Annotated in this window: 19 protein-coding genes, 1 tRNA gene and 1 riboswitch; of the genes, 11 read left to right on the forward strand and 9 right to left on the reverse strand. The window is 73.1% G+C overall.

Annotation, left to right across the window (positions count from 1 at the left end; all coding sequences use genetic code 11):
- Window positions 1-85: 85 nt before the first annotated feature.
- Window positions 86-1,465, forward strand: coding sequence for an ABC transporter substrate-binding protein (locus tag L332_RS23525; protein ID WP_031223807.1), 1,380 nt, complete (start codon window positions 86-88; stop codon window positions 1,463-1,465).
- A gap of 70 nt (window positions 1,466-1,535) precedes the next feature.
- Here L332_RS23525 and L332_RS23530 read toward each other — a convergent pair whose 3' ends face one another.
- Window positions 1,536-3,038 (reverse strand): APC family permease, encoded by a 1,503-nt coding sequence (locus L332_RS23530; protein ID WP_021010756.1) that lies wholly within the window; start codon window positions 3,036-3,038, stop codon window positions 1,536-1,538.
- 166 nt (window positions 3,039-3,204) lie between these two features.
- Between L332_RS23530 and L332_RS23535 the strand changes: the two genes are divergently transcribed.
- Together L332_RS23535 and L332_RS23540 are read left to right on the forward strand one after the other, a co-directional pair.
- Entirely contained in the window at window positions 3,205-4,215 is a 1,011-nt protein-coding gene (locus tag L332_RS23535) for an AraC-like ligand-binding domain-containing protein (RefSeq protein WP_021010757.1), read from the forward strand.
- Window positions 4,216-4,276: 61 nt separating this feature from the next.
- Complete coding sequence (locus L332_RS23540; RefSeq protein ID WP_021010758.1) at window positions 4,277-6,328, forward strand: primary-amine oxidase; 2,052 nt, start codon at window positions 4,277-4,279, stop codon at window positions 6,326-6,328.
- 56 nt (window positions 6,329-6,384) lie between these two features.
- Here L332_RS23540 and L332_RS23545 read toward each other — a convergent pair whose 3' ends face one another.
- The 3 genes from L332_RS23545 to L332_RS23555 all read right to left on the reverse strand — a co-directional run bounded on the left by L332_RS23545 (window position 6,385) and on the right by L332_RS23555 (window position 10,035).
- Window positions 6,385-7,788 carry an aldehyde dehydrogenase family protein gene (locus L332_RS23545; RefSeq protein WP_021010759.1) on the reverse strand — a complete coding sequence of 468 codons (1,404 nt, stop codon included), beginning with the start codon at window positions 7,786-7,788 and terminating at the stop codon, window positions 6,385-6,387.
- A gap of 308 nt (window positions 7,789-8,096) precedes the next feature.
- Entirely contained in the window at window positions 8,097-9,065 is a 969-nt protein-coding gene (locus tag L332_RS23550) for a carbohydrate ABC transporter permease (RefSeq protein WP_021010760.1), read from the reverse strand.
- A 1-nt stretch (window position 9,066) separates the two neighbouring features.
- Window positions 9,067-10,035: a carbohydrate ABC transporter permease gene (locus tag L332_RS23555; protein ID WP_021010761.1), complete on the reverse strand. Its 969-nt coding sequence runs from the start codon at window positions 10,033-10,035 to the stop codon at window positions 9,067-9,069.
- 218 nt (window positions 10,036-10,253) lie between these two features.
- Here L332_RS23555 and L332_RS30110 point away from each other — a divergent pair, with 218 nt between their 5' ends.
- The 4 genes from L332_RS30110 to L332_RS23575 are packed head-to-tail and all read left to right on the forward strand — an operon-like array spanning window position 10,254 to window position 14,291.
- The gene (locus tag L332_RS30110) at window positions 10,254-11,387 is read left to right on the forward strand and encodes a glycosyltransferase family protein (RefSeq protein WP_021010762.1); all 1,134 of its coding nucleotides are present in this window, start codon (window positions 10,254-10,256) and stop codon (window positions 11,385-11,387) included.
- Window positions 11,384-12,475 (forward strand): glycosyltransferase family 4 protein, encoded by a 1,092-nt coding sequence (locus L332_RS30115; protein WP_021010763.1) that lies wholly within the window; start codon window positions 11,384-11,386, stop codon window positions 12,473-12,475. Before L332_RS30110 ends, L332_RS30115 begins: the two co-directional genes overlap by 4 nt.
- On the forward strand, window positions 12,472-13,461 hold the full coding sequence (locus tag L332_RS23570) for a glycosyltransferase (RefSeq protein WP_021010764.1): 990 nt from the start codon (window positions 12,472-12,474) through the stop codon (window positions 13,459-13,461). The genes L332_RS30115 and L332_RS23570 overlap by 4 nt, the downstream gene beginning before the upstream one ends.
- Entirely contained in the window at window positions 13,458-14,291 is an 834-nt protein-coding gene (locus L332_RS23575) for a glycosyltransferase family 2 protein (RefSeq protein WP_021010765.1), read from the forward strand. Before L332_RS23570 ends, L332_RS23575 begins: the two co-directional genes overlap by 4 nt.
- A gap of 18 nt (window positions 14,292-14,309) precedes the next feature.
- Here the strand turns inward: L332_RS23575 and L332_RS23580 are convergent.
- Window positions 14,310-14,383 (reverse strand) — tRNA-Leu (locus L332_RS23580).
- A 26-nt stretch (window positions 14,384-14,409) separates the two neighbouring features.
- Window positions 14,410-14,793 (reverse strand): A1S_2505 family phage non-structural protein, encoded by a 384-nt coding sequence (locus L332_RS23585; RefSeq protein ID WP_021010766.1) that lies wholly within the window; start codon window positions 14,791-14,793, stop codon window positions 14,410-14,412.
- Window positions 14,794-14,823: 30 nt separating this feature from the next.
- Here L332_RS23585 and L332_RS23590 point away from each other — a divergent pair, with 30 nt between their 5' ends.
- Together L332_RS23590 and L332_RS23595 are read left to right on the forward strand one after the other, a co-directional pair.
- The gene (locus tag L332_RS23590) at window positions 14,824-15,360 is read left to right on the forward strand and encodes a gamma carbonic anhydrase family protein (protein ID WP_021010767.1); all 537 of its coding nucleotides are present in this window, start codon (window positions 14,824-14,826) and stop codon (window positions 15,358-15,360) included.
- A 59-nt stretch (window positions 15,361-15,419) separates the two neighbouring features.
- On the forward strand, window positions 15,420-15,914 hold the full coding sequence (locus L332_RS23595; RefSeq protein ID WP_021010768.1) for an SRPBCC domain-containing protein: 495 nt from the start codon (window positions 15,420-15,422) through the stop codon (window positions 15,912-15,914).
- A gap of 162 nt (window positions 15,915-16,076) precedes the next feature.
- Here L332_RS23595 and L332_RS23600 read toward each other — a convergent pair whose 3' ends face one another.
- Both L332_RS23600 and glyA read right to left on the reverse strand, forming a co-directional pair.
- A complete protein-coding gene (locus L332_RS23600; protein WP_021010769.1) occupies window positions 16,077-16,964 on the reverse strand; it encodes a bifunctional methylenetetrahydrofolate dehydrogenase/methenyltetrahydrofolate cyclohydrolase in 888 nt (295 codons plus the stop codon).
- A complete protein-coding gene (gene glyA, locus L332_RS23605; protein ID WP_021010770.1) occupies window positions 16,961-18,292 on the reverse strand; it encodes a serine hydroxymethyltransferase in 1,332 nt (443 codons plus the stop codon). Before glyA ends, L332_RS23600 begins: the two co-directional genes overlap by 4 nt.
- Window positions 18,293-18,331: 39 nt before the next feature.
- A riboswitch (ZMP/ZTP riboswitch) is annotated at window positions 18,332-18,410 on the reverse strand.
- Between the two features lie 120 nt (window positions 18,411-18,530).
- On the opposite strand from glyA, the gene L332_RS23610 reads away from it, so the two are divergent.
- Together L332_RS23610 and L332_RS23615 are read left to right on the forward strand one after the other, a co-directional pair.
- On the forward strand, window positions 18,531-19,301 hold the full coding sequence (locus L332_RS23610) for an SDR family oxidoreductase (RefSeq protein WP_021010771.1): 771 nt from the start codon (window positions 18,531-18,533) through the stop codon (window positions 19,299-19,301).
- A 181-nt stretch (window positions 19,302-19,482) separates the two neighbouring features.
- Complete coding sequence (locus L332_RS23615; protein ID WP_021010772.1) at window positions 19,483-19,998, forward strand: DinB family protein; 516 nt, start codon at window positions 19,483-19,485, stop codon at window positions 19,996-19,998.
- Window positions 19,999-20,277: 279 nt separating this feature from the next.
- Here L332_RS23615 and L332_RS23620 read toward each other — a convergent pair whose 3' ends face one another.
- Window positions 20,278-23,838: a bifunctional proline dehydrogenase/L-glutamate gamma-semialdehyde dehydrogenase gene (locus L332_RS23620; protein WP_021010773.1), complete on the reverse strand. Its 3,561-nt coding sequence runs from the start codon at window positions 23,836-23,838 to the stop codon at window positions 20,278-20,280.
- Between the last annotated feature and the right edge of the window lie 3 nt (window positions 23,839-23,841).

Here is a 23,841-nt window from a genome sequence, read left to right on the forward strand (position 1 = left end):
GGGAGCCGGTGTATGTTCCGTCCAACGAGCGGCCCGGCAAGGGTGCCGGACCGCCCCCTTCGCGGGATCGGTCGAAAGGCATGAGATGACGAGCAGAAGGTTGGGTGCGGGCGCTGCGGCGCTCGCCGCGACACTGGCGCTGACGGCGTGCGGCGGCGGAGGCGGCGACGATGCCGCGGCCGCGGAGTTCTCGACCGAGTACTCCGGCACCGTGAGCGCGTGGGGCTTCGAGAACGCCGACGACGTCGGCCAGTCGCGGCTGGACCACGCCGAGGGGGTGCTCGGCGCCTCCGACACCACGATCGAGATCGACGCGACGGCGTTCGACGCGCAGAAGTTCACCACTCTCGCGGCCTCGGGACAGGTGCCCGACGTCGTGCAGATGGACCGCAACTTCGTCGCGACGTACGCGGCGCAAGGGCTCATCACGCCGCTCGACGCGTGCTTCGAGGTCCACGGCGTCGAGCCCGACGACCGCTGGTACGAGCAGGTCGTCGACGACGTCGAGTGGAACGACCAGGTCTGGGGCGTGCCGCAGTTCTACCAGCCGCCGGCCGTGCTGCTGAACATGCGCGTGCTGAACGACGCGGGCGTCACCGAGGAGGAGATCGACCCGTCGAACCCCGACGCGCTGCTCGCCGCGGCCGAGCGGATGACGGTGCTCGAGGGCACCAACCCCACCCGCATCGGCTTCGACCCGCAGGGCGTCTCGAAGGCCGCGCTCTGGATGATGAGCTTCGGCGGCGGCATCGTCGACGACGAGGGCCGGCCGAGCCTCGACCGCCCGGAGAACGTCGAGGCCGTCGAGTTCCTGCAGGAGCTCTACGACGCGCAGGGCGGCTACGCGAACGTCAAGAGCTTCGTCGACTCCTTCGACGTCTTCGGCGATGGCAACACGTTCGTGAACGACACGGTCGGCGCCGCGATCTGGGACCAGTGGTACCCGAACGTGCTGACCCCGTACGCGGGCGAGATCGAGATCGCCGCCGTGCCGATGATGGCGCAGGACGGCGAGCCGATCACCGCCGCCTCGGGCCAGGCGTTCGTCATCCCGGCGAACGCGCAGAACCCGTCCGCGGGGTGCGCGTGGGCGCTCGAGCTCACCTCTCCCGAAGCCTGGCAGGCGGCGGGCGAGGCGCGCGCCGAGACGACCGCGTCGAACCCGGAGCGCCAGGGCATCAACACCGGCCTGTTCACCGGATCGCCCGACGTCGACCAGGACCTGCGCGAGCAGTTCGCCGACGCGGCCGGCTTCGCCGGCTTCGACGACGTCATCTCGACCTACTACGAGGTGGCCGAGGACGGCGAGTCGTTCGGGGCATCGCCCGCCGGCCAGCAGATCCAGTCGGAGCTGCAGAACGCCGTGACGTCGGCGCTCCTCGGTGAGTCGAGCCCCGAGGAGGCGCTCGGCCAGGCGCAGGAGGCCGCGCTGCGCGCGCACGACCAGGTGGTCGGCGGCCAGTAGGCCGCCCGCACCGCGAGAGGGGCGCTCGACCTGCGGGTCGGGCGCCCCTCTCGCGTGCTGTCCGGGCTGCTCAGTCCTCGGCGCGCAGCGCGGGCATGACGCCCGTGCCGATCGACTCGAACGCGTGCGGTCGGCGGTGGCGCGCGTGGATCGCGATGGCGACGCCGACGACCGCGGCGATCACGAGCAGGCCCGGCAGGACGAACGTGAGCGGCGTCGACTCCTCCTGCCCGAGCAGCAGGTTCCAGTTCATGAGCGTGAGCACCGACACGGTCGCGAAGAACACCGCGGCGATGGCCGGGGCCACGAGCCTCGACCACGTCGTGGTGTCGCGCCGATCGCGGCGGAAGAAGCCGATCACCGCGATCGACACGACCGCCATGAGCGTGATGAGCCCGAGCGCGCCCAGGTTGGTGAGCCAGGTGAAGAGCGTGAGCACCGGGTAGAGCGGACCCAGCTCGCTCCCGGTGCCGGCGATCGCGAACCCGACGACGACGGCCGCGGCGAGCAGCGACTGCCCGATCGAGCCGAGCGCGGGCGCGCCGCGACGGTTCGCGCGACCGAGCGCCCGCGGCAGCATGTGCTCGCGACCGAGGGCGAACGCGTAGCGGGCGACCGCGTGGTGGAACGAGATGAGCGCTGCGAGCAGGCTCGAGATGAACAGCACCTGGCCGATGTCGGCGATGAGCGTCCCCGCGCGCTCGCCGAGCTCGACGAAGATGAGGTCGGGCCCGTTCGCCTGCGCGCTCGCGACGACCTCGCTCGGGCCGCTGCTCATCTGCATCGCCCACGCGCTGAACGCGTAGAAGAGGCCGATGACGATGACGGCGGTGTAGGTCGCGCGGGGCACCGTGCGCGCCGGGTCGCGCGCCTCCTCGGTGTAGATGGCACCCGACTCGAAGCCCATGAAGGCGGCGATGCCCATCACGAGCACGACGCCGATGCCGGTCGCGAAGAGGTCGCCGGGCAGGAAGCCCGCCGCCGAGATGCCCTCGGGCGCGGTGGCGAGCGCGAGCAGGTCGTACACGAGCACGACGAGGAACTCGAGCGCGACGAGCACGCCGACGACCTTCACCGAGAGGTCGACGCGGTTGACGCCGAGCACCGCGATGAGGGCGATCGTGACGAGCACGAAGATCCACCACGGGATCTCGAGGCCCGTCTTCGCGGCCACGAAGCTCGACGTGGCGAAGCCGAGCATGCCGTAGATGCCGATCTGCATCGCGTTGTACGCCACGAGCGCGACCCAGGCGCCGGCCACCCCCGCTTCCGGGCCGAGGCCTCGAGCGATGTAGGCGTAGAACGCGCCGGCGTTGCGGACGTGCCGGCTCATCGCGACGTAGCCGGCGGCGTAGACGAGCAGCCCGCACGCGAGCAGCAGCATGCCGAGCGGCACGCCGGTGATGCCGGAGACCGCGTAGTTCGTCGTCACGCCGCCTGCGACGACCGTGAGCGGCGCCGACGCGGCGATGATCATGAGGACGATCCCCGGCACGCCGAGGCGGGCGACGCCGCCGCCGAGGGCGGTGCCGGACGGCGAGCCGACGCCCGCCTGCTGAGATGCGATGGCCATGGCAGCTCCTTTGCTGTCATCGGAAGGTGGCTCGATCGTCGCTCGGTCGACGTAGTCAACGGGGGCCGCACGCTTGACGTCGCGCGCACGATCCTGCATCCCGGCTGAGCGCTATCCTCTGGGCAGCCGCGCGCTGGAGCGCGGCGCAGGAGGAGCGTTGACCGGCATGTTCGACTTCCCGCCGCTCGAAGGCGCGGCCTTCGGGATCGCGGCGTGGCGGCGCGAGGTCGCGGCGAGCTTCGTGCCGCTCGACGTGCATCCGCTCGGCGACGGCCCGTTCTGGGCCCGCAGCTCGCGCACCGACGTCGGCGAGGTGTCGGTCTTCCGCATCGAGCACAGCGCGAGCATCGTCGCGCGCACCCCGAAGCTCGTGCGGCGGAGCCCGAGCGACCTCATCAAGGTGAGCCTGCAGCTCGAGGGTGAGGAGCTGGTCGAGCAGGACGGCCGGGCCGCGCTGCTGCACCCCGGCGACCTCGCGATCTACGACACCTCGCGCCCCTACTCGCTCCGCTTCGAGGGGAGCACGAGCCTGCTGGTGTTCACCTTCCCGCGCGGCTACCTCGACATCCCGCGCGACGAGCTGGCCGCGGTGACGGCGACGGCGTTCCCACTCGAGTCGCCGCTCGGCCGCGTCGTGAACCCGTTCTTCGTCGGGCTCGCGCACAGCCTCACGGAGCTGCCGGGGGCGAACGGGCAGCGGCTCGCGCGCACGGGACTCGACCTGCTCATGACGCTCCTCTCCACGCAGCTGCAGCAGGGCGTGCCGCGCGATCCGCGCCGGCAGCTGCTGCACGAGATGCTCGACTCCATCGACGGCCGGCTCGAGGATCCGGAGCTCTCCCCCGCGACGATCGCGAGCGCCCACTTCATCTCGACGCGGCACCTGCACGCGGTCTTCGCCGAGCACGGCATCACCGTCGCCGGCTGGATCCGAGAGCGCCGCCTCGAGCACATCCGTCGGGACCTCGCCGACGCCGCGCTCGCCGACGTGCCGATCGCCCGCATCGCCGCGCGCTGGGGCCTCGTGAACCCCGCCCACTTCTCCCGGCTCTTCCGCACGACGTTCGGGCAGAGCCCGAGCGAGTACCGGTCGGCGACGGCGCTCGAGCCGGCGTCGAGCGCCCCACGCCCTCCCGTGCTGGCCGACGAGCGGCGGACGGCAAGCAGCCTGCGCTGACGGGCAAGCCGCCGCGGCCCGCCCGGCCTACCGTGGGCGTGACGCTCGACGAGGAGGTCCCATGCCCGACGCAACCCACACGCACGGCGCGCGCGATTCGCACGTGCTCGAGGCGACGCATCCGCTCGACGGCCTGACGCCATCCGAGATCGACCGCGTGCGCGCCGCGCTCGACGCGGCCGGCGAGCTCGCCCCCGACACGCGGTTCCCGCTGCAGGTGCTGCTCGAGCCGTCGAAGGCGGCGCTCGCGGCCTGGCGGCCGGGCGCGCCGCTCGGGCGGCGGGTGCTCTCGACGCTCCTCGACACCGGCTCCGGCCGGGTGCGCGAAGCGGTCGTCTCGCTCGACGACGACCGGGTCGAGTCGGTCGAGGTGCTCCCCACCGGCGAGCACCCCTACGGCCAGCCGCCCTACCTGTTCGAGGAGTACGAGCTCGTCGACGAGGTCGTGAAGGCGGATGCGGGCTGGCGGCGGGCGATGGAGGCGCGCGGCCTGACCGAGATGGATCGCGCGCTCGTCGTGCCGCTCGCGCCCGGCCAGTTCGGCGAGGTCGACGAGGTCGGCCGGCGCATGATGCGCTCGCTGACCTTCATGCCGCCGGCGGAGGGCGACAACCCCTGGTCGTTCCCCGTGGAGGGCCTCGTGCTCATGGTCGACGTGACGGCGCGGAAGGTCGTCAAGCTCGTCGACGAGCGCCAGGTGCCGCTGCCCCAGCTCGACGCGAACTACGACGACGCGGCGGTCGGCGAGCGGCGCAGCTCGCTCAAGCCGCTCGAGATCACGATGCCGGAGGGTCCGAGCTTCAGCGTCGACGGCGCCGCCGTCACCTGGGAGCAGTGGCGGTTCCGCGTCGGGTTCTCGATGCGCGAGGGCCTCGTGCTGCACGAGCTCGGCTGGCAGGACGGCGACGAGCTGCGCAGCGTGCTGCACCGGGCGAGCGTGCCCGAGATGGTCGTGCCCTACGGCGACACGACCGAGACCCGGCGCTGGATCAGCTACTTCGACGCGGGCGAGTACAACCTCGGCAAGAACGCCAACGCGCTGCAGCTCGGCTGCGACTGCCTCGGCGCCATCCACTACTTCGACGCGCACCTCGCCGCCGACACCGGGGAGTCGATCACGATCCCCCGCGCGGTCTGCATGCACGAGGAGGACTACGGCGTGCTGTGGAAGCATCGCGAGCTCGACGGCGAGACGGTGCACGGGCGCCGCTCGCGGCGGCTCGTAATCTCCTACTTCGCGACGGTCGGCAACTACGACTACGGCTTCTTCTGGTACCTCTACCTCGACGGCTCGATCCAGTTCGAGGCGAAGGCGACCGGCATCGTCTTCTGCGGCGCCGATGCGCCGGGTCTCGACCTGCCGCACGCGACCGAGATCGCGCCCGCCCTCTACGCGCCGATCCACCAGCACATCTTCTGCGCGCGGCTCGACTTCGACGTCGACGGCACCGACAACTACGTCGAGCAGGTCGACCTCGAGCGCATCCCGATGGGCGAGCGGAACCCGTGGGGCAACGCCTTCGGCTACCGCCGCGAGCGGATCGCGGAGCCCGCCGGGCTGGTCGGCGACGGAGCCCTCGGCCGCACGTGGCACATCGGCTCGTCGAGCCGCACGAACGCCGTCGGCCGCCCGACGGAGTACCAGCTCATCCCCGAGGCGCGCGCGACGCTCATGGCCGACCCGGCTTCGACGGTGTGGGGCCGGGCGACGTTCGCGACGCGGCACCTGTGGGTCACGGCGCATCGCGACGACGACCTCTTCCCCGCGGGCCGCTATCCCAACCAGCACGCGGGCGGCGCGGGGCTGCCCGAGGCGATCGAGGCCGGCGGCGCCGTCGACGGCGGCGACCTCGTCGTGTGGCACGCCTTCGGCCTCACCCACATCCCCCGGCCCGAGGACTGGCCCATCATGCCGGTCGACTACTCCGGCTTCTGGCTCAAGCCCTACGGCTTCCTCGACCGCAACCCCGCGCTCGACGTGCCCGACGCGATGCGCGGGTGCGGCTGCGGCGACGCGTGCCAGTGCGGTCATGGGCACGGCGGCGGCGACGATCGCGGCGGCCACGAGGGCCATCACGGCCATGACGGCGAGGACCGCGTCGCGATCCGCTGACCGGCCGACGACGACGGGGGCCCGAGCGCTCGCTCGGGCCCCCGTCGTCGGATCGATCAGCCGTGGATGACCTGCGGCACGCCCATCGCCTTGAGCCCCTCGACACCGAACTCGAGGCCGTAGCCCGAGCCCTTCACCCCGCCGAACGGCGCCATCGGGTGGATCGTGCCGTGCGAGTTGATCCAGACCGAGCCGGCCTGGATGCGCGCGGCCACCTCGCGGGCGCGCTCCGGGTCGGACGACCAGACGCTCGCGCCGAGCCCGGCGTCGCCGCGATTGGCCCGCTCGATCGCCTCCTCCACGTCGGAGTACTTCAGGATCGGCAGCGCCGGCCCGAACTGCTCCTCGCGCACGAGGTCGGCCTCGTCGTCGAGCCCCTCGACGAGCGTCGCGGGGTAGAACCAGCCCGGCGCCGCGCGGTCGGGCTCGCCCCCGACCACGACTCGGCCCCCGCGCGCCTTCGCGTCCTCGACGAGGCGGTCGACCACGCCGAACTGCTGCTCGGTCGTGAGCGGGCCGAGCACGTTCTGCTCGTCGGTGCCGGGGCCCATCGGCATGGCGCTCGCGATCGCCGCGAGCTCGCGGACGACGTCGTCGTGGACGTCCTCGTGCACGTAGAGCCGCTTGAGGGCGGCGCACGTCTGCCCCGTGTTGATGAACGCGCCCCAGAAGAGCCCCTCGGCGATCGCCTTCGGGTCGACGTCCGGCAGCACGATGCCCGGATCGTTGCCGCCGAGCTCGAGCGTGAGCCGGGTGAGGTTGTCGGCCGAGGCCCGCATGATCGCTTGGCCGGTGCGCGCGGAACCGGTGAAGGTGACCTTGCCGAACGCGGGGTGCTTGCCGATCGCCTCGCCGAGCTCGCGGTCGCCCGCGAGCACCGTGAAGAGTCCCTCGGGCAGGTGCCGGTTCACGAGGTGCGCCGTGGCGAGCACGCTCAGCGGCGTGTACTCGCTCGGCTTCATGACGACGGCGTTCCCCATCCGCAGCGCGGGCGCGAACTGCCACGTCGCGATCATCGCGGGCCAGTTCCACGGCCCGATCGCGCCGACGAGGCCGATCGGGCGGTAGTAGACGGTCGCCTTCGCCTGCCCGTCGTCGACGACGACCTCGGGCTCGAGCTCGGTCGCGATCGTCGCGCGCAGCCACGCGACGACGGCGCCTGCCTCGAACCGGGCTCCCGGACCGCTGAGCGGCTTGCCCTGCTCGCGCGCGATGAGCTGAGCGAGCGCCTCGGAGCTCGCCTCGATCTCGTCGGCGGCCGCGGAGAGCGCCGCGCGGCGCTCGTCGTCGCTCAGCGCCGCCCACGCGGGCTGCGCCGCGCGCGCCGCGTCGATCGCGCGGTCGAGGTCGTCGAGCGTCGCGCTCGGGGCGTAGGCGAACGCCTGCCCGGTCGCGGGGTCGATCACCGGCGTCCCGTCCTCGACGGTCACCGCCGCCAGCAGGCTCTCGTAGGTCTCCATCGTTCCTCCTCCGGGCCGCTCCACGTCGAGCGGCTGCGACCATGCTCGCCGATGCGCCTAGCCGGTGGCCGCGACGGGGTTGCCGATCCGCGCACGAGGCGCGCCTCGGCTGTGCGTCACCCCCTCTGCTCAGGCTGGGTGGTACCGATTCGTCGCCCGCGGACCGCGCGAGCGACCAAGCGGTACCACCCCGCGCGCTGGGTGGTACCGAAGTGTCGCCCGCGGACCGCGCGAGCGACCAAGCGGTACCACCCCCGGCGGGCCGCTCGGACCGGCCTCGCGGGAGCCGCGCGCCGGCCCGACTCGGCTCAGCCCTTCCGCCCGGTCGTCGCGATGCCCGTGATGAACGACCGCTGCCCGAAGGCGAAGAGGATGAGCATCGGGATGGTGACGAGCACCGCGGCCACCATCACGTACTGGTAGTCGCCCTGGCCGCCGGCGGTCGGGCTGTACTTCGTCATCGCGCTCGCGATGCCGAGCGGCACGGTGTACCCCTCCTGGGAGCCCGTGTTGAGGTAGATGAGCGCCGCCTGCAGGTTGTTCCAGCTCGCCTGGAACTCGAACAGCAGGATGATGACGAACGACGGCACCGACAGCGGCATCGCGATGCGCCAGAACTGGCCCCACGCGCTCAGGCCGTCGAGCTTCGCCGCCTCGAACAGCTCTCGCGGCAAGCCGAGGAAGAACTGCCGCTGCAGGAAGATGTAGAACGCCGAGCCGAAGAGGTTCGCGCCCCACAGCGGCACGTGCGTGCCGACGAAGCCGAGCTGGTTCCAGATGAGGTACTGCGGCACGAGCGTGACCGCGCCCGGCAGCATCATCGTCGCGAGCACGATGCCGAAGAGCACGCCGCGGCCCGGGAAGCGGTAGTAGGCGAAGCCGAAGGCGACGAGCGAGCTCGAGACGGCCACGAGCGCCGCCGCGAGCACGGCGATGAAGATGCTGTTGCCGATCCAGTTGGCGAGCGGCATCTCGTCGAAGGCGACGAGGTAGTTCTCGGGCACGAACGTGTTGGGGATGAGCCGGTTGTCGAAGACCTCGCCGCGCGGCTTGAGGCTCGCGGCGAGCAGCCACGCGAGCGGGTACATGAACAGCGCCGCGAACAGGAGCAGCAGCACCCAGCGCACGATCTGGCCGACCCAGCCCATGGGCGTGAGCGACTGGCCCCGCGCATCCCCGAACCACTTCCTGCGCCGGCGCACCTGCACGTCCTCGGGCGGCACCTCCGCGACCGCGGCGGCCGCCTGCACCGTCTTGATGGGCGTCTGCGAAGCCATCTCAGCGCTCGCTCTCGTAGTAGACGAACCGGTTGCCGACCCGCACCTGGATGAGCGAGATCGCGACGATGATGACGAAGAGCAGCCACGCCATCGCCGAGGCGAAGCCGAAGTCGAACTGCCGGAACGCCTGCTGGAACAGGTAGATCGCGTAGAAGAGCGACGCATCCGATGCCCCCTGCACCTGATCTCGGTGGAAGAGCAGGAACGCCTGGTCGAACACCTGGAACGCCGCGATCGTCAGCACGAGCACGTTGAAGAACACCGCGCCCGAGATCATCGGCAGCGTGATGTTCCAGAAGCGTCGCAAGGGCCCCGCGCCGTCGACCTCGGCGACCTCGTAGAGCTCGGTCGGCACGTTCTGCAGCGCAGCGAGGAAGATCACCATCGTGCCGGCGACGCCCCACAGCGTCATGAGCACGATCGACGGCTTCACCCAGTCCGGGTCGAGCAACCACTGCGGCCCCTGGATGCCGATGGCCGCGAGCCCGCGGTTGATCGCGCCCTGGTTGCCGTTGAGGAGCAGCAGGAACATGGATGCAGTGGCGACCGTCGGCGTCATCTTCGGCAGGTAGAAGACGGTGCGGAAGAAGCCCGCGCCCCGGCGCACGCTGTTGAGCAGCATCGCGAGGCCGAGCGCGAGCACGATCTCGAACGGCACAGCGAGCACGGCGTAGAAGAGCGTGTTGCCGAGCGAGCCCATGACCTTCGGGTCCTCGAGGAGGCGCTCGTAGTTCGCGAAGCCGGCCGGCCGCGCGGTGTTGGTCGCGAGCTGATAGTAGCTGAACGAGATGACGAGGCTGTAGACCATCGCGCCGAGCGTGAAGATGAGGAAGCCGATGATCCAGGGCGAGATGAAGAGGTAGCCGGCGACCGCCTCCTTGCGGCGGAGCGACCCCAGCTTCTGCTTCGGAGGCTTCGGCGGGCGCGCCTTGCGCTTGCCCGAGCCGGCGGCGGCGATGGTCGACATCGATCCCCTTCCTCCGGGTCGACCTCAGCACCGAGGCCGTCCCCCTGAGAAGCGGTTCTACTTCACTTCTCTGGGAGGAGCAACGTTCTGGGAGCACGGTGCGGCGAGCGACGCTCAGGTCTGTGAGCACTTCTCCAGGCATGACCGCCGAGGATGCTGACTGTGCAGGAGATCGGGATGGCCCAGGCGACGCCGGTGCGGACGCGAGGTCGAGGGCGATGACGGGCTCGACCGCGACCCGGGAGGTCGCGACCGGGATCGATGCCGATCGCCGGACGATCCGCGTCGCCTCGGTGCCCGCGTCGCACGTGTACGTGCACCACCTCGCCCCCGTGCACGACGCGGAGGACGAGCCGCGCATCGAGCGGCTCGACGATCCGGATCCCGACGACCCCGCGAGACCCGCGGGCGCCAAGTGGTGGCCGCCGACGATGCTCGAGCCCGCATGGGTGCGGGCGAACCCGGGCTTCGACCTCATGCACCTGCAGTTCGGCTTCGACGCCCGCACGCCGGCGCAGCTCGAGCAGCTCGTCGAGGCGCTGCGCGAGACCGGCCGCCCGCTCGTCTACACCGTGCACGACCTCCGCAACCCGCACCACGAGACCCGCGACGCGCACGACGCGCAGCTCGACGTGCTCATCCCCGCTGCCGACGCGCTCGTGACGCTCACGCCCGGCGCCGCTGCCGAGATCCGGCGCCGGTGGGGCGTCGAGGCGCGCGTGCTGCCGCATCCCCACGTCGTCGACCTCGAGACGATGCGCAGGGCATCCGCTCGCCCGCCGCGCGGGCCCGGCGACCCGTTCCGCATCGGCGTGCACGTCAAGAGCCTGCGCGCGAGCATGAACCCGCTGCCGGTCGTGCGCGCGCTGAGCGAGATCGTGCGCGACCTGCCCGGCGCGGTGCTGCAGGTCAACGGCCACACCGACGTGCTGCGGCCGGGCGAGCGGCACGACCGCCCGCTCGCCGAGCTGCTCGAGCGGCAGGCCGCCGCGGGGCTGCTCGAGCTGCACGTGCACGACTTCCTCGACGACGCGGCGCTGTGGGCCTACCTCTCGTCGCTCGACGTGTCGGTGCTGCCCTACCGGTTCGGCACGCACTCGGGCTGGCTCGAGGCGTGCCGCGACCTCGGCACGGCGGTCATCGCGCCCGATTGCGGCTACTACCGCGAGCAGGGACCGGTCTTCGAGTACCGCAACCGCGACGACGACTTCGACCCCGAGTCGCTCCGCTCCGCCGTGCTCGCGGCCTACGCCGCCGGTTCGCCCGCGCCGGCGAGCATCGCCGAGCGCATCGCCGAGCGCGACGCGGTCGCCCGCGCGCACGCGCAGCTCTACGGAGAGCTCGTGCGGTGAGCGGGCTGCGCATCTGCCTCATCGCCTCGAGCCGCTTCCCGGTCGCCGAGCCCTTCGTCGGCGGGCTCGAGGCGCACACGCACGCGCTCGCGCGCGCGCTCATCGAGCGCGGGCACTCGGTGACGCTCTTCGCGGGCGAGGGCTCCGACCCGGCGCTCGGCGCCCGCACGCTCGTCGCCGAGCGCTTCGAGCCCTCCCCCGGCGCGCGCCGCGACGTCGGCGCCCCACCGCTGCAGTGGATGCAGGAGCACCACGCCTACCTCGCGCTGTGCCTCGAGCTCGCGGCCACCGGCGCGGATCGCTTCGACGTCATCCACAACAACTCGCTCCACCACCTGCCGGTGGCGATGTCGAGCGCGATCGAGGTGCCGATGCTCACGACGCTCCACACGCCCCCGACGCCGTGGCTCGAGTCGGCGCTGCCCTACGCGTCCGAGCGCTCGCGCTTCGTCGCCGTGAGCGGCTTCACCGCGCGCCAGTGGCAGGACTCGGTGCGCGCCTCGGTCGTGCTCAACGGCGTCGACACCGCTCGCTGGCGACCGGGACCGGGCGGCGGACCGGCGATCTGGTTCGGCCGGCTCGTGCCCGAGAAGGCGCCGCACCTCGCGATCCGCGCGGCGCAGCTCGCGGGCATGCCGCTCGACCTCGCCGGGCCCGTGCTCGACGACGCGTACTTCGAGGCCGAGGTCGCCCCGCACCTCGGCTCGCGCGAGGGGAGCCCGCGCATCCGCTATCTCGGGCACCTCGGCTCCGTCGAGCTCGCCGAGCGGGTCGGCGAGGCCTCGGTGACGGTCGTGACCCCGTCGTGGGACGAGCCCTACGGGCTCGTCGCCGCCGAGTCGATGGCGGCGGGCACGCCGGTCGCGGCGCTCGCGCGCGGCGGCCTGACCGAGGTCATCTCGCCCGAGAGCGGCCGCTTGTGCCACTCGGAGGACTCCGCCGAGCTCGCGCGCGCGATGCGGGAGGCGAGCGCCCTGTCGCGCGCCGAGACGCGCGCGCACGCGGTTGCCCACTGCTCGATCGAGGCGATGGTCGAGGCCTACGAGCGCTGCTACGCCTCGCTCGCCGACGATCGGCGGGCGGCGTGATCGGCTACTACGTCCACCACCACGGGCGCGGGCACCGCTCGCGCGCGACGGCCATCGCGGCGGCGCTCGACCGACCCGTCACCGGGCTCTCGAGCCTGCCCGCGCCGCCCGACTGGCCCGGCGACTGGGTGCAGCTGTCTGCCGACGACGCGGGTCAGCCGCCCGTCGACGCCGACGCGCGCGGGCGGCTGCACTGGGTGCCGCTCGGCCACCCGGGCCTGCGCGCGCGCATGGCGCGCATCGCGCGGTGGATCGACGAGCACCGGCCCGCCGCGATCGTCGTCGACGTGTCGGTCGAGGTCGCGCTGCTCGCGCGCCTGCACGGCGTGCCGGTGGTGACGGTCGCGATGCCCGGGCATCGCACCGACCCGGCGCACGAGCTCGGCTTCGCGATCGCCGACGAGCTCATCGGCGCCTGGCCGCGGGAGGCCGAGCCGCTCGGCGATGCGGCGCTCAGCTCGCGCGTGCACGCGGTCGGAGCGATCTCGCGCTTCGCGCCGACCGAGACGAGCGCGGCCGCTCGCGAGCGCCGCAGCGTCGTCGTGCTCGGCGGCGCCGGCGGCGACACGTTCACGGCGGATGCGGTGGCTCGCGCCCGCGGGGAGACGCCCGACTGGGAGTGGACCCACCTCGGGGCCAACGGGTCGTGGACGGACGATCCGTGGTCGGCGCTCCTCGACGCATCCGTCGTCGTCACGCACGCGGGCGAGAGCGCGATCGCCGAGGTCGCCGCGGCGCGGCGCCCCGCGATCGTCATCCCGCAGCCGCGGCCGCACGACGAGCAGCGGTGCACGGCCGCGGTGCTCGCCGACGAGCGCTGGCCCGCGCTCGTGGAGGCCGAGTGGCCGACGACGGGGTGGCCGGCCCTGCTCGAGCGCGCGGCCTCGCTCGACGCCGGCTCGTGGCGCGCTTGGAACGACGGGCGCGGCGCCGAGCGCGCCGCCGCGGTCATCGCGACCGTGGCCGATCGGAGCGGCACCCGGTGACGCGCGTCGCCGTCATCACGATCGCCCACGGCCGGCACGAGCACTGGGCGCTGCAGGAGGCCGCGCTCGCGCGCTCCGAGCGGCGGCCCGACGAGCGCATCCTCGTCACGATGGACGACCCGGCGCTCGCGAGCGCCGCGCGCGAGCGCGGCGACGTGCGCGTCGTCGAGACCGGCGGCGACGAGCGCGGGCTGCCGCTCGCGCGGGCCCGGAACCTCGGCGCCCGGGCCGCCCTCGAGGCGGGAGCCGACGTGCTCGTGCTGCTCGACGTCGACTGCCTGCCCGCGCCCGCGCTCGTCGACGCGTACGCGCGGGCCGCGGAGGCGCCCGAGACGCGCGAGAGCCTGCTCTCCGGCCCCGTCACCTACCTCGATCCCCCGCCGCCCGAGGGCTACGACCTCGGTGCGCTCCCCTCGCTCGACCGACCGCATCCGGCCCGGCCGGCTCCCGCGCCCGGCGAGGTCGAGCTCGGCGGCTCGCACGACCTCTTCTGGTCGCTGTCGTTCGCGCTGCGCGCGGAGCTGTGGCACCGCATCGGCGGCTTCCACGAGGGCTACGTCGGCTACGGCGGGGAGGACACCGACTTCGCCTGGCGAGCGCGCGAGCTCGGCATCCCGATGGCGTGGATCGGCGGGGCGCGGGCCTTCCACCAGCACCACCCGATCGAGGATCCGCCGCGACGCCACCTCGACGCGATCCTGCGCAACGGCGCGCTCTTCCGCGACCGCTGGGGCACGTGGCCCATGCGCGGCTGGCTCGACGCGTTCGCCCAGGAGGGACTCGTCGAGCGCACCGCGAGCGGCGACTACCGGCGCCGGCAGCAGCGCTGACGCGGCCGCGGCGGCCGGTGCCCCCGCTGGGACTCGAACCCAGACTGCGCGGAGTTTAAGTCCGCTGCCTCTGCCGATTGGGCTACGGGGGCGCGGGCGTCGCGCGCCCGCTCCAACGCTAGTCGGCGCCCCGCACGAGCACGGCCGCGAAGCGCTCCGGCAGGAGCACGTTGTCGCCCGCGCCGCGGAAGAGCGGCGCGATCTCGGCCGGTGTGAAGCCCGCGATTCCGCACCCGATCTCGGTGACGAGGAACTCGAGCTCGGGATGCTCGGCCGCGAAGGCGAGGAACGCCCCGACCTCGCGCTCGATGACCCCGAGCCCGCTCATCGTGTCGATCGCGTACGACTGCCCGTGCAGGCCGTGCCCCTCGCCCCGCACCGCGCCGAAGCGCTCCATCGCCGTGCGCGCGGCACCGGCCCCGTGCATCCCCTCGGCGTTCGAGCCGAAGACGAACACCTGCTGCGGCTCGAGGGACTCGACCCTCGTCGGCGACGTGCGCATGCCCCTACCGTACGCGCGTACCCTGGCGCCATGACCGTCCACGAGCGCGCCACGATCATCCCGCTGCCCGACCGCGTGCCCCATGTGCCCAAGAGCGCGCTCGTCATGCCGGGCGCGGTCATCGCCGGCGCCGTCTCGCTCGGCGAGCGCGTGGGCATCTGGCCCGGCGCATCGCTGCGCGCCGAGGAGGAGGCCGTCGCGATCGGCGACGACTCGAACGTGCAGGACAGCTGCTCGCTGCACGTCGACAAGGGCTCGCCGCTCACGATCGGCGCGCGCGTGTCGATCGGCCACAACGCGGTCGTGCACGGCTGCACGGTCGAGGACGACGTGCTCATCGGCATGCACGCGACCGTCATGAACGGCGCGGTGATCGGCTCCGGCACGATCGTCGCCGCGGGCGCGCTCGTCACCGAGGGCACGTTCGTGCCGCCGAACTCGCTCGTCGCGGGCGTGCCGGGCAAGGTGCGCCGCGAGACGACGGAGGACGAGCGGCGCGCGATCGCGAGGAACGCCGCGACCTACTCCGAGCGCATCCGCCTCTACGTCGACGCCTTCGCGCGGTAGCCGCTCTGGCGCGCGGCGCGGGCGGATGCGTAGGCTCGGCCCAGAGCGGAGGGAGCCGCATGGCGATCGAGGCGACGGGCACCGTGATCGAGCACGGCGAGACGGCGGAGCTCGTGCTCGAGCGCCGCGTGCCGCATGACGCGATCGCCGTCTGGCCCTACTTCGCGGAATCGCGCGAGCTCGGGATGTGGTTCGGCGGCTACGCGGGCGACCCCGACTCGGGCGAGGTGGTCGTCGCGATGAGCGCCGAGGAGGGCGACGCGACGATCGCGGTCGAGATCATCGACTGCGCCGCGCCCGAGCACCTCGCGGTCGTCACGAACGACGACCACGGCTCGTGGAGCCTCGAGGTCGAGCTCATCGACGGTGGCCACGAGCAGGGCTCCGGCACGACGGTGCGCTTCACCCACCACGACGTCGCGCTCGCGGCGCTGCCCGACATCGGGCCGGGCTGGGAGTGGTACCTCGACCGGCTCGTCGCCGCGCTCGACGGGCAGCCGATGCCCGAGTGGGACGACTACTACCCCGCGCTGCGGGAGGCGTACACGCGCTGAGCGGGTCGCGCAGCCCGGCCGCTCCGCCCACGCTGGTCGAGCAGCCGGCCGCTCCTCCTCCGCTGGTCGAGTAGCCCGGCCGTAGGCCGGGCGTATCGAGACCACGTCGCACCCGTCTCGATACGTGCCTGCGGCCCTACTCGACGAGCGGAGGCGGAGGGGCTAGCGCGACCGCACCGCCTTCTCCGCCATCTGCACGACGTTGTCGAGCAGCATGACGCGCGTCATCGGGCCGACGCCGCCGGGCACGGGCGAGATCCAGCCGGCGACCTCGCGCACACCCGGGTCGACGTCGCCGAGCAGCTTGACCTTGCCGGTCTCGGCCGAGAGCCCGCGCGTGATGCCGACGTCGAGCACGGCCGCGCCGGGCTTGACCCAGTCGGCCTTGATGAGCCCCGGCACGCCGACCGCCGCGACGACGATGTCGGCCTCGCGCACCTGCGCCGCGAGATCCGGCGTGCGCGAGTGGCACAGCGTCACGGTCGCGTCGATGCCCTTGCGCGTCAGCAGCAGCCCGAGCGGCCGGCCGACCGTGAGGCCGCGGCCGACGATCGCGACCGTCGCTCCCGCGATCTCGATGTCGTGGCGCCGCAGCATCTGCACGATGCCGGCGGGCGTGCACGGCAGCGGCGAGTCGATCGGGCCGTCGACGCCGAGCACGAGCCGCCCGAGGTTCTCGGGGTGCAGGCCGTCGGCATCCTTCGCCGGGTCCATGAGCTCGAGCATCGCGTGCTCGTCGTGCCCGGCCGGGAGCGGCAGCTGGATGATGTAGCCGGTCACCTCGCGCGCGCTGTTGAGGTCGCGGATCGCGGCCTGCACGTCGGCGATCGACGCGCTCGAGGGCAGGTCGACGCGGATCGACTCGATGCCGACCTCGGCGCAGTCGCGGTGCTTGCCCTTGACGTACGACTGGCTGCCCGGGTCGTCGCCGACGAGCAGCGTGCCGAGCCCGGGCACGAGCCCCTTGCCGCGGAGGGCGTCGACGCGATCGCGCAGCTCGTCCTTGATCGCGGCGGCGGTGCGGTTGCCGTCGAGCAGCTGCGCGGTCATCGGTCGACGCTCGAGCCGAGCTCGTGCACCGCCTCCGGCTGGCCCGAGGGGCCCACGCCCGGGTAGAGCGGGAACGCGTCGGCGAGCTTCGCCACCCGCGCGCGGAGCGCATCCAGGTCTGCCCCAGGCAGCAGCGCGAGCGCGATGATGTCGGCGATCTCGGTGAACTCCTCGTCGCCGAAGCCGCGCGTCGCGAGCGCGGGCGTGCCGATGCGGAGGCCGCTCGTCACCATCGGCGGGCGCGGGTCGTTCGGCACCGCGTTGCGGTTGACGGTGATGCGGATCTCGTGCAGGAGGTCCTCGGCCTGCTTGCCGTCGATCGCCGCGTCGCGGAGGTCGACGAGCACGAGGTGCACGTCGGTGCCGTCCGAGCGCACGGTGATGCCCGCATCCCGCACGTCGTCCTGCATGAGGCGGTCGGCGAGGATGCGCGCGCCGCGCAGGGTGCGCTCCTGGCGCTCCTTGAACTCCTCCGAGCCCGCGAGCTTGAACGCGGTCGCCTTCGCGGCGATGACGTGCATGAGCGGGCCGCCCTGCTGGCCCGGGAAGACCGCGGAGTTGAGCTTCTTCGCGATGTCGGCCTCGTTCGTGACGATGAAGCCCGAGCGGGGGCCGCCGATCGTCTTGTGCACGGTCGAGGAGACGACGTGCGCGTGCGGCACGGGGTTGGGGTGGAGGCCCGCGGCGACGAGGCCAGCGAAGTGCGCCATGTCGACCCACAGGAGCGCGCCGACCTCATCGGCGATCTCGCGGAAGGCGGCGAAGTCGAGCTGGCGGGGGTAGGCCGACCAGCCGGCGATGATGACCTTGGGCTTGTGCTCCTGCGCGAGGCGGCGCACCTCGTCCATGTCGACGCGGCTCGTGGCCTCGTCGACGCCGTAGGCGACGATGTCGTAGAGGCGGCCCGAGAAGTTGATCTTCATGCCGTGCGTGAGGTGGCCGCCGTGGTCGAGCGAGAGGCCGAGGATCGTGTCGCCGGGGCGAGCGATCGCGTGCAGCACCGCGGCGTTGGCGGTCGCGCCCGAGTGCGGCTGCACGTTGGCGTACTCGGCGCCGAAGAGCGCCTTCGCGCGCTCGATCGCGAGCGACTCGGCGACGTCGACGTGCTCGCAGCCGCCGTAGTAGCGGCGGCCCGGGTAGCCCTCGGCGTACTTGTTCGTGAGCACGGATCCGGCGGCCTCGAGCACGGCGACGGGCACGAAGTTCTCGCTCGCGATCATCTCGAGGTAGTCGCGCTGGCGGTCGAGCTCGAGCTGCAGCACCGCGGCGATCTCGGGATCGACCTCCGTGAGCGGCGAGTTGAACGTGGAGGGCAGGCGGTCGGTCACGGTTGCTCCTTCGCTGGGGGCGCTGGCGCGCGTCGCTGGTTCGGATGCCCAGGCGCGCGGCGGCTGCTCGGCCGCTCCCCGGTGGTGCTCCACCATTGCGCCAGTCACGGCCGCTCCCATCGTAGCCCGCGCGAGGAGGGCGACGACGGATGCGTCGGGTCGAGCGAACCTCATTGACACGGCCGTGCGCGTGGCCGGATGCTGGCGATCGATCACTTCGACGAAGAAGGAGCACTGCATGAGCGTCATCGACCTGACCGGCAAGGTCGCGATCATCACCGGCGGCGGCAGCGGCATCGGCCGCGCGAGCGCCCAACTGTTCACCGAGCTCGGCGCGAACGTCGTCGTGAGCGACATCGCCCAGACCGCCGACGAGACCGTCGCGAGCATCGAGGCATCCGGTGGCACCGCATCCGCCATGGTGGGCGACATCGGCGACGTCGCCGTCGCCGATGCGGTCGTCGCGGCGGCGGTCGAGCGCTACGGCCGCCTCGACGTGCTCGTCAACAACGCCGGCATCATGGACCACTTCGCGGGCGCCGCGAACGTCGACGACGCGCTGTGGGAGCGCATCATGCGCGTGAACCTCGACGCGCCGTTCTACCTCACGCGCGCGGCGCTCAAGGTGATGCTGCCGCAGGGCTCGGGCTCGATCGTGAACGTCTCGAGCGCGGCGGGCATCCGCGGGGCCGCCGCGGGAGCGGCCTACACCGCCTCGAAGCACGGGCTCGTCGGCCTCACCCGCAACACCGCCTACATGTACGGCAAGCAGGGCATCCGCGCGAACGCGATCTGCCCCGGCGGCGTCGCGACGAACGTCATGACCGAAGACGTGCAGCGCGGCATCGACCACGAGGGGCTCGCGGCGCTCGGCCCCGTGCACCAGGGCGCGCTGCGGAACGCCGAGCCGATCGAGCAGGCGAACCTCGCGGCGTTCCTGGCCTCGGATGCGGCGGTCAACGTCAACGGCGCGATCATCCCGAACGACGGCGGCTGGGCCGCGGGCTGAGCCCGGCCTGGCCGGCCGCGGCGCCCCGCGGCCGGCGGCGCTCCGCGGATCCCGTCCCGGCGGCGGGACCCGAGATCTCGGGTCCCGCCGCCGAGATGGGGTCCGTGCCTGCTCGCGACGACCGCGCCAGTCGGCGCGGGCGGCTGCGCGGGCGGATGCGCTGGCGTGCTTGGATCGGCGCATGGACGACGGCGCCCGCTCCCGCTCGCTGTTGCTCGGCGCGCTCGATGCGCAGCGGCAGCACGTGCTCGCCGCGGTCGACGGCCTGAGGGACGCGCAGCTGCGGGCGGCCGTGCTGCCGTCGGGCTGGTCGCCGATCGGGCTCGTGCGCCACCTGACGCTCGGCGGCGAGCGCTATTGGTTCCACACCGTGATGGCGGGCGAGCCGCTCGACTACTGGCCCGCCGATCGGCCGGAGCTCGACAAGGGCCGCCCTGCCGATTGGCGCGTCGAGCCGCTCGAGGGGACGGATGCCGTGCTCGCCGAGTACCGCGACGCGATCGCGCGCTCCGACGAGATCCTCGCGGCGCTGCCGCTCGACGCCGCGCCCCGGCACCGCGAGCCCGACTGGCCGGCGGAGCGGTTCGCCGACCTCGAGGCGGTGCTGCTCCACGTCATCCTCGACGCCGCGACGCACGCGGGCCACCTCGACGCGGCCCGCGAGCTCATCGACGGCCGTCGGCACCTCGTGCTCTGACGGGGCTGCTCGCCACAGCCGCGAAGCCCTCGCGCGACTCGACCGCTTCTCGTCGACCGGACCTGCTGCGACGGGTCGAGTCGGCGAGAACCGGTCGAGTCGCCGCGGGAACCGGTCGAGTCGCCGAGACCGGGTCGAGTCGCCGGAAGCGGGTCGAGTCGAGTCGCTGCGGACCCGAGATCGGCAGCGGGACCCGAGTTCTCGGGTCCCGCTGCCGATGTGGGGTCCGGGTTGGCCGTCAGCAGTGCGCGAGCCCGCGCACGCCGCTGACCCGGGCGCCTAGATCAGGTGGTCGGTCAGGTGGTTGGGCGTGCCGAAGCGGTGCGCCGTGATCGCGATCGCCTGCTCGCGCAGGAACGGCAGCAGCTCGACGCGGCCCGCCTCGGTCACGGGGTGCGACACGATCGCGAGGTCGGGGCGGCCCTCGACCGCCTCGGCGAGCGCCCGCGCGCCGGCCGCGACCGCGTCGTCGGCCGCGAGGTAGCGGATGCGGCCCTGCTCGAGCCGCTGCGCCGAGCGGCGGAAGGCCGCGTCGTCCTCGACCGTCACGGGCACGCCCGCCGCCGCGAGCGCCGCCCGCACCGCGGGCGCCGACTCGATCGCGGTCGAGACCCGCACCTCGGCACCCGCGCGGAGCGCGGCGACGACCGAGCGCGCGAGCTGCGCGACGCGGCCGCCCTCCGCGAGCCGGATCGTCACGCCCGGCATCGGCAGGTGGCGCAGGATGTCGCGCTCGGCCGAGAGCCCCTGCACGTCCTTCGCGACGCCGAGCTCGGTGGCCCACACGTGCTGGTCGGAGCCGGCCGCGCGCGCGAGCGCCGCCGCCTCGGCCGCCGTGACCGACGCATCCGTCGCCTTGACGAGCGACTCGACCGCGTCGACGATCGCCTGCACCGCGGGCAGCTCGATCGGGGCGGTCGCGCGCGCCTCGGCCGAGCGCCAGTCGACGAGCGGGAAGAGGTAGCTCGGGCCGCCCGCCTTCGTCGTCGGGCCGACGACCGAGCGCTTCCAGCCGCCGAAGGGCTGGCGCTCGACGATCGCGCCCGTGATGCCACGGTTGACGTAGAGGTTGCCCGCCTGCACGGTCTCGAGCCACAGCCCGATCTCGTCGGGGTCGAGCGAGTGGATGCCGGAGGTGAGTCCGTAGTCGACGTCGTTGACGAGCTCGATCGCCTCCTCGAGCGTCTCGACGCGCATGATGCCGAGGATCGGGCCGAAGTACTCGGTGCGGTGGTACTCGCTCCCCCGCTGCACGCCGGCGCGCAGGCCCGGGCTCCACAGCTTGCCGCTGTCGTCGAGCTGCTTCGGCTCGACGATCCACGACTCGCCGGGCCCGAGCGTCGTCAGCCCCTCGAGCAGCTTGCCCTCCGCGGGCGCGATGATCGGCCCCATCTGGCTGTCGGCGTCCCACGGGTAGCCGACGTCGAGCGAGCGCACGCCGTCGACGATCTGGCTGTGCAGGCGCTTCGAGCGCCCCGCCTGGCCGACGAGGATCGCGAGCGACGCCGCCGAGCACTTCTGCCCCGCGTGGCCGAACGCGCTCGCGACGATGTCCTTCGCCGCGAGGTCGAAGTCGGCCGAGGGCGTGACGATGATCGCGTTCTTGCCGCTCGTCTCGGCGAGCAGGTCGAGGTCGGGACGGATGCGTCGGAAGGCCTGGGCGGTCTCGAAGCCGCCCGTGAGGATCACGCGGTCGACGCGCGCGTCGCCGATGAGCCGGTCGCCGAGGCCGCGGTCGGCGAACTGCACGAAGTGCAGCACCTCGCGCGGCACTCCCGCCGCCCACAGCGCGTCGAGCATCACGGCGCCGGTGCGGGCGGTCGCGCGCGCGGGCTTGACGATGACGGATGCGCCCGAGGCGAGCGCCGCGAGCGTCGAGCCCGCGGGGATCGCGATCGGGAAGTTCCACGGCGGGGTGACGGCGATGAGCCGCGAGGGCACCGCGACGGCCCCGTCGACGCGGTCGAGGTCGCGCGCCCGCTCGGCGTAGTAGTGGGCGAAGTCGATCGCCTCGGAGACCTCGGGGTCGGACTGGTCGAGCGTCTTGCCCGCCTCGGCGGCGGCGACCTCCATGAGCTCGGCGCGGCGCGCCTCGAGCTCGCGGCCCGCGCGGTGCAGGATCGCGGCGCGCTCGTCGCCGGACAGCGCGCGCCACGCGGCGTTCGCCTCGATCGCGGCCTCGATCGTGGCGTCGAGCTCCGCCGCCTCGCGCAGCGTCGCCACCTCGACGAGGTCGACGCCGAGCCGCGACGACCGCGCGCGCTCGCGGATGCCCGCGGCCCACGCCTGGTTGGCCGGCAGCGACGGGTCGGAGTCGGGGGCGCTGCGGAAGCCGTCCTCGGGGGCGTCGACCGCATCCGCCGTCGTCACCGCCCGGCGGTCCTGCGTGCGGTGCGACGCGGGCGCGGGTGCCGCGAGCGCGTCGAGCGAGGCGAGGAAGCGGTCGCGCTCGCGCTCGAAGAGCGTCTCGTCGCGCGCGAGCTCGAACACGGCCGACATGAAGTTCTCGCGGCTCGCGCCCTCCTCGAGGCGGCGGATGAGGTACGCGATCGCGACGTCGAACTCGCTCGGGTGCACGACGGGCGTGTAGAGCAGCAGCCCGCCGACGTCGCGGCGCACGACCTCTGCCTGGCCCTGCGCCATGCCGAGCAGCATCTCGAAGTCGAGCCCGCGCTCGATGCCGCGCTCCTTCGAGAGCAGCCACGCGAAGGCGACGTCGAAGAGGTTGTGGCCCGCGACGCCGAGCTCGACGTTCGCGATGCGCTCGGGCGTGAGCGACCACGCGAGCACGCGCTTGTAGTGCGTGTCGCTGTCCTGCTTCGTGTGCCAGGTCGCGAGCGGCCAGCCGTGCAGCGACGCCTCGACCCGCTCCATCGGCAGGTTGGCGCCCTTGACGAGCCGCACCTTGACAGGGGCGCCGCCCGCGGCGACGCGCTCGCCGGCCCACGCCTGCAGGCGCTGCATCGCGGGCAGCGCGTCGGGGAGGTAGGCCTGCAGGACGATGCCGCCGCGGTACTGCTCGAGGCCCGGCGTCTCGAGGATCCGCGTGAAGACCGCCATGGTCATCTCGAGGTCCTTGTACTCCTCCATGTCGAGGTTGATGAAGGTGCCGGTCGCGGCCGCGCGGCGGTAGAGCGGCAGCAGCCGCTCGATGACGTGGTCGACTGCCTCCTGGAACGCCCACGGCTGGTGCGGCGCGGTCGTCGCCGAGACCTTGATCGAGACGTAGTCGACGTCGGGGCGCTCGATGAGCGCGAGGGTGCCGTCGAGGCGGCGCTTCGCCTCGCGGTCGCCGAGCACGGCCTCGCCGAGGAGGTTGACGTTCAGTCGGGCGCCCGTGGCGCGGATGCGCTCGATCGCCTTGCCGAGGCGGGCGTCGGTCGCGTCGATGATGAGGTGACCGACCATCTCGCGCAGCACGCGCCGCGCGATCGGCACGACGACGTGCGGGGCGAGCGGGGCGACGCCGCCGCCGAGCCTGAGCGCCTGCCGCATGGGCCAGGGCAGGAAGCCGGGCGCCATGCCGCCGATCTCGCGCAGCGTCTGCGCGGCGACGTGCACGTCCTCGGGCCGTACGACGCCGTCGACGAAGCGCACGGCGAAGTCGAGGCCCTTGGGGTCGCGCAGCACGCCCGCGAGCTGCTCGGCGCTCGCGTCGGCGGGGATGCGCTCGGCCTCCTCGAGCCACGAGCGCACCTGCGCGACGATCGCCGGCGCGAGCGCGCGCAGGCGCTCGAGCTCCGCCGCGTCGAGGCCGGTGCTCCGCTCGACCGCGTCGTGCCGCTCGGCGGTCGTCTCGGCGGTCGTGGTCGCTGTCGTCCCGGTGGCTGCTGCGCCCATGCG

Origin of the sequence: Agrococcus pavilionensis RW1, from assembly GCF_000400485.1 — a bacterium.
In the GTDB taxonomy this organism is placed as follows: Bacteria; Actinomycetota; Actinomycetes; order Actinomycetales; family Microbacteriaceae; genus Agrococcus; species Agrococcus pavilionensis.

What these genes read in the sequence shown, in the direction of transcription:
- L332_RS23595 (WP_021010768.1), top strand. Translation starts at nt 15,420, where the DNA reads ATGGCGATCGAGGCGACGGGCACCGTGATCGAGCACGGCGAGACGGCG.
- L332_RS23555 (WP_021010761.1), bottom strand. Translation starts at nt 10,035, where the DNA reads ATGTCGACCATCGCCGCCGCCGGCTCGGGCAAGCGCAAGGCGCGCCCG.
- L332_RS23590 (WP_021010767.1), top strand. Translation starts at nt 14,824, where the DNA reads ATGACCGTCCACGAGCGCGCCACGATCATCCCGCTGCCCGACCGCGTG.
- L332_RS23600 (WP_021010769.1), bottom strand. Translation starts at nt 16,964, where the DNA reads ATGACCGCGCAGCTGCTCGACGGCAACCGCACCGCCGCCGCGATCAAG.
- L332_RS23550 (WP_021010760.1), bottom strand. Translation starts at nt 9,065, where the DNA reads ATGGCTTCGCAGACGCCCATCAAGACGGTGCAGGCGGCCGCCGCGGTC.
- L332_RS23545 (WP_021010759.1), bottom strand. Translation starts at nt 7,788, where the DNA reads ATGGAGACCTACGAGAGCCTGCTGGCGGCGGTGACCGTCGAGGACGGG.
- L332_RS23540 (WP_021010758.1), top strand. Translation starts at nt 4,277, where the DNA reads ATGCCCGACGCAACCCACACGCACGGCGCGCGCGATTCGCACGTGCTC.
- L332_RS30110 (WP_021010762.1), top strand. Translation starts at nt 10,254, where the DNA reads ATGACGGGCTCGACCGCGACCCGGGAGGTCGCGACCGGGATCGATGCC.
- L332_RS23525 (WP_031223807.1), top strand. Translation starts at nt 86, where the DNA reads ATGACGAGCAGAAGGTTGGGTGCGGGCGCTGCGGCGCTCGCCGCGACA.
- L332_RS23535 (WP_021010757.1), top strand. Translation starts at nt 3,205, where the DNA reads ATGTTCGACTTCCCGCCGCTCGAAGGCGCGGCCTTCGGGATCGCGGCG.
- L332_RS23585 (WP_021010766.1), bottom strand. Translation starts at nt 14,793, where the DNA reads ATGCGCACGTCGCCGACGAGGGTCGAGTCCCTCGAGCCGCAGCAGGTG.
- L332_RS23610 (WP_021010771.1), top strand. Translation starts at nt 18,531, where the DNA reads ATGAGCGTCATCGACCTGACCGGCAAGGTCGCGATCATCACCGGCGGC.
- L332_RS23615 (WP_021010772.1), top strand. Translation starts at nt 19,483, where the DNA reads ATGGACGACGGCGCCCGCTCCCGCTCGCTGTTGCTCGGCGCGCTCGAT.
- L332_RS23620 (WP_021010773.1), bottom strand. Translation starts at nt 23,838, where the DNA reads ATGGGCGCAGCAGCCACCGGGACGACAGCGACCACGACCGCCGAGACG.
- L332_RS23530 (WP_021010756.1), bottom strand. Translation starts at nt 3,038, where the DNA reads ATGGCCATCGCATCTCAGCAGGCGGGCGTCGGCTCGCCGTCCGGCACC.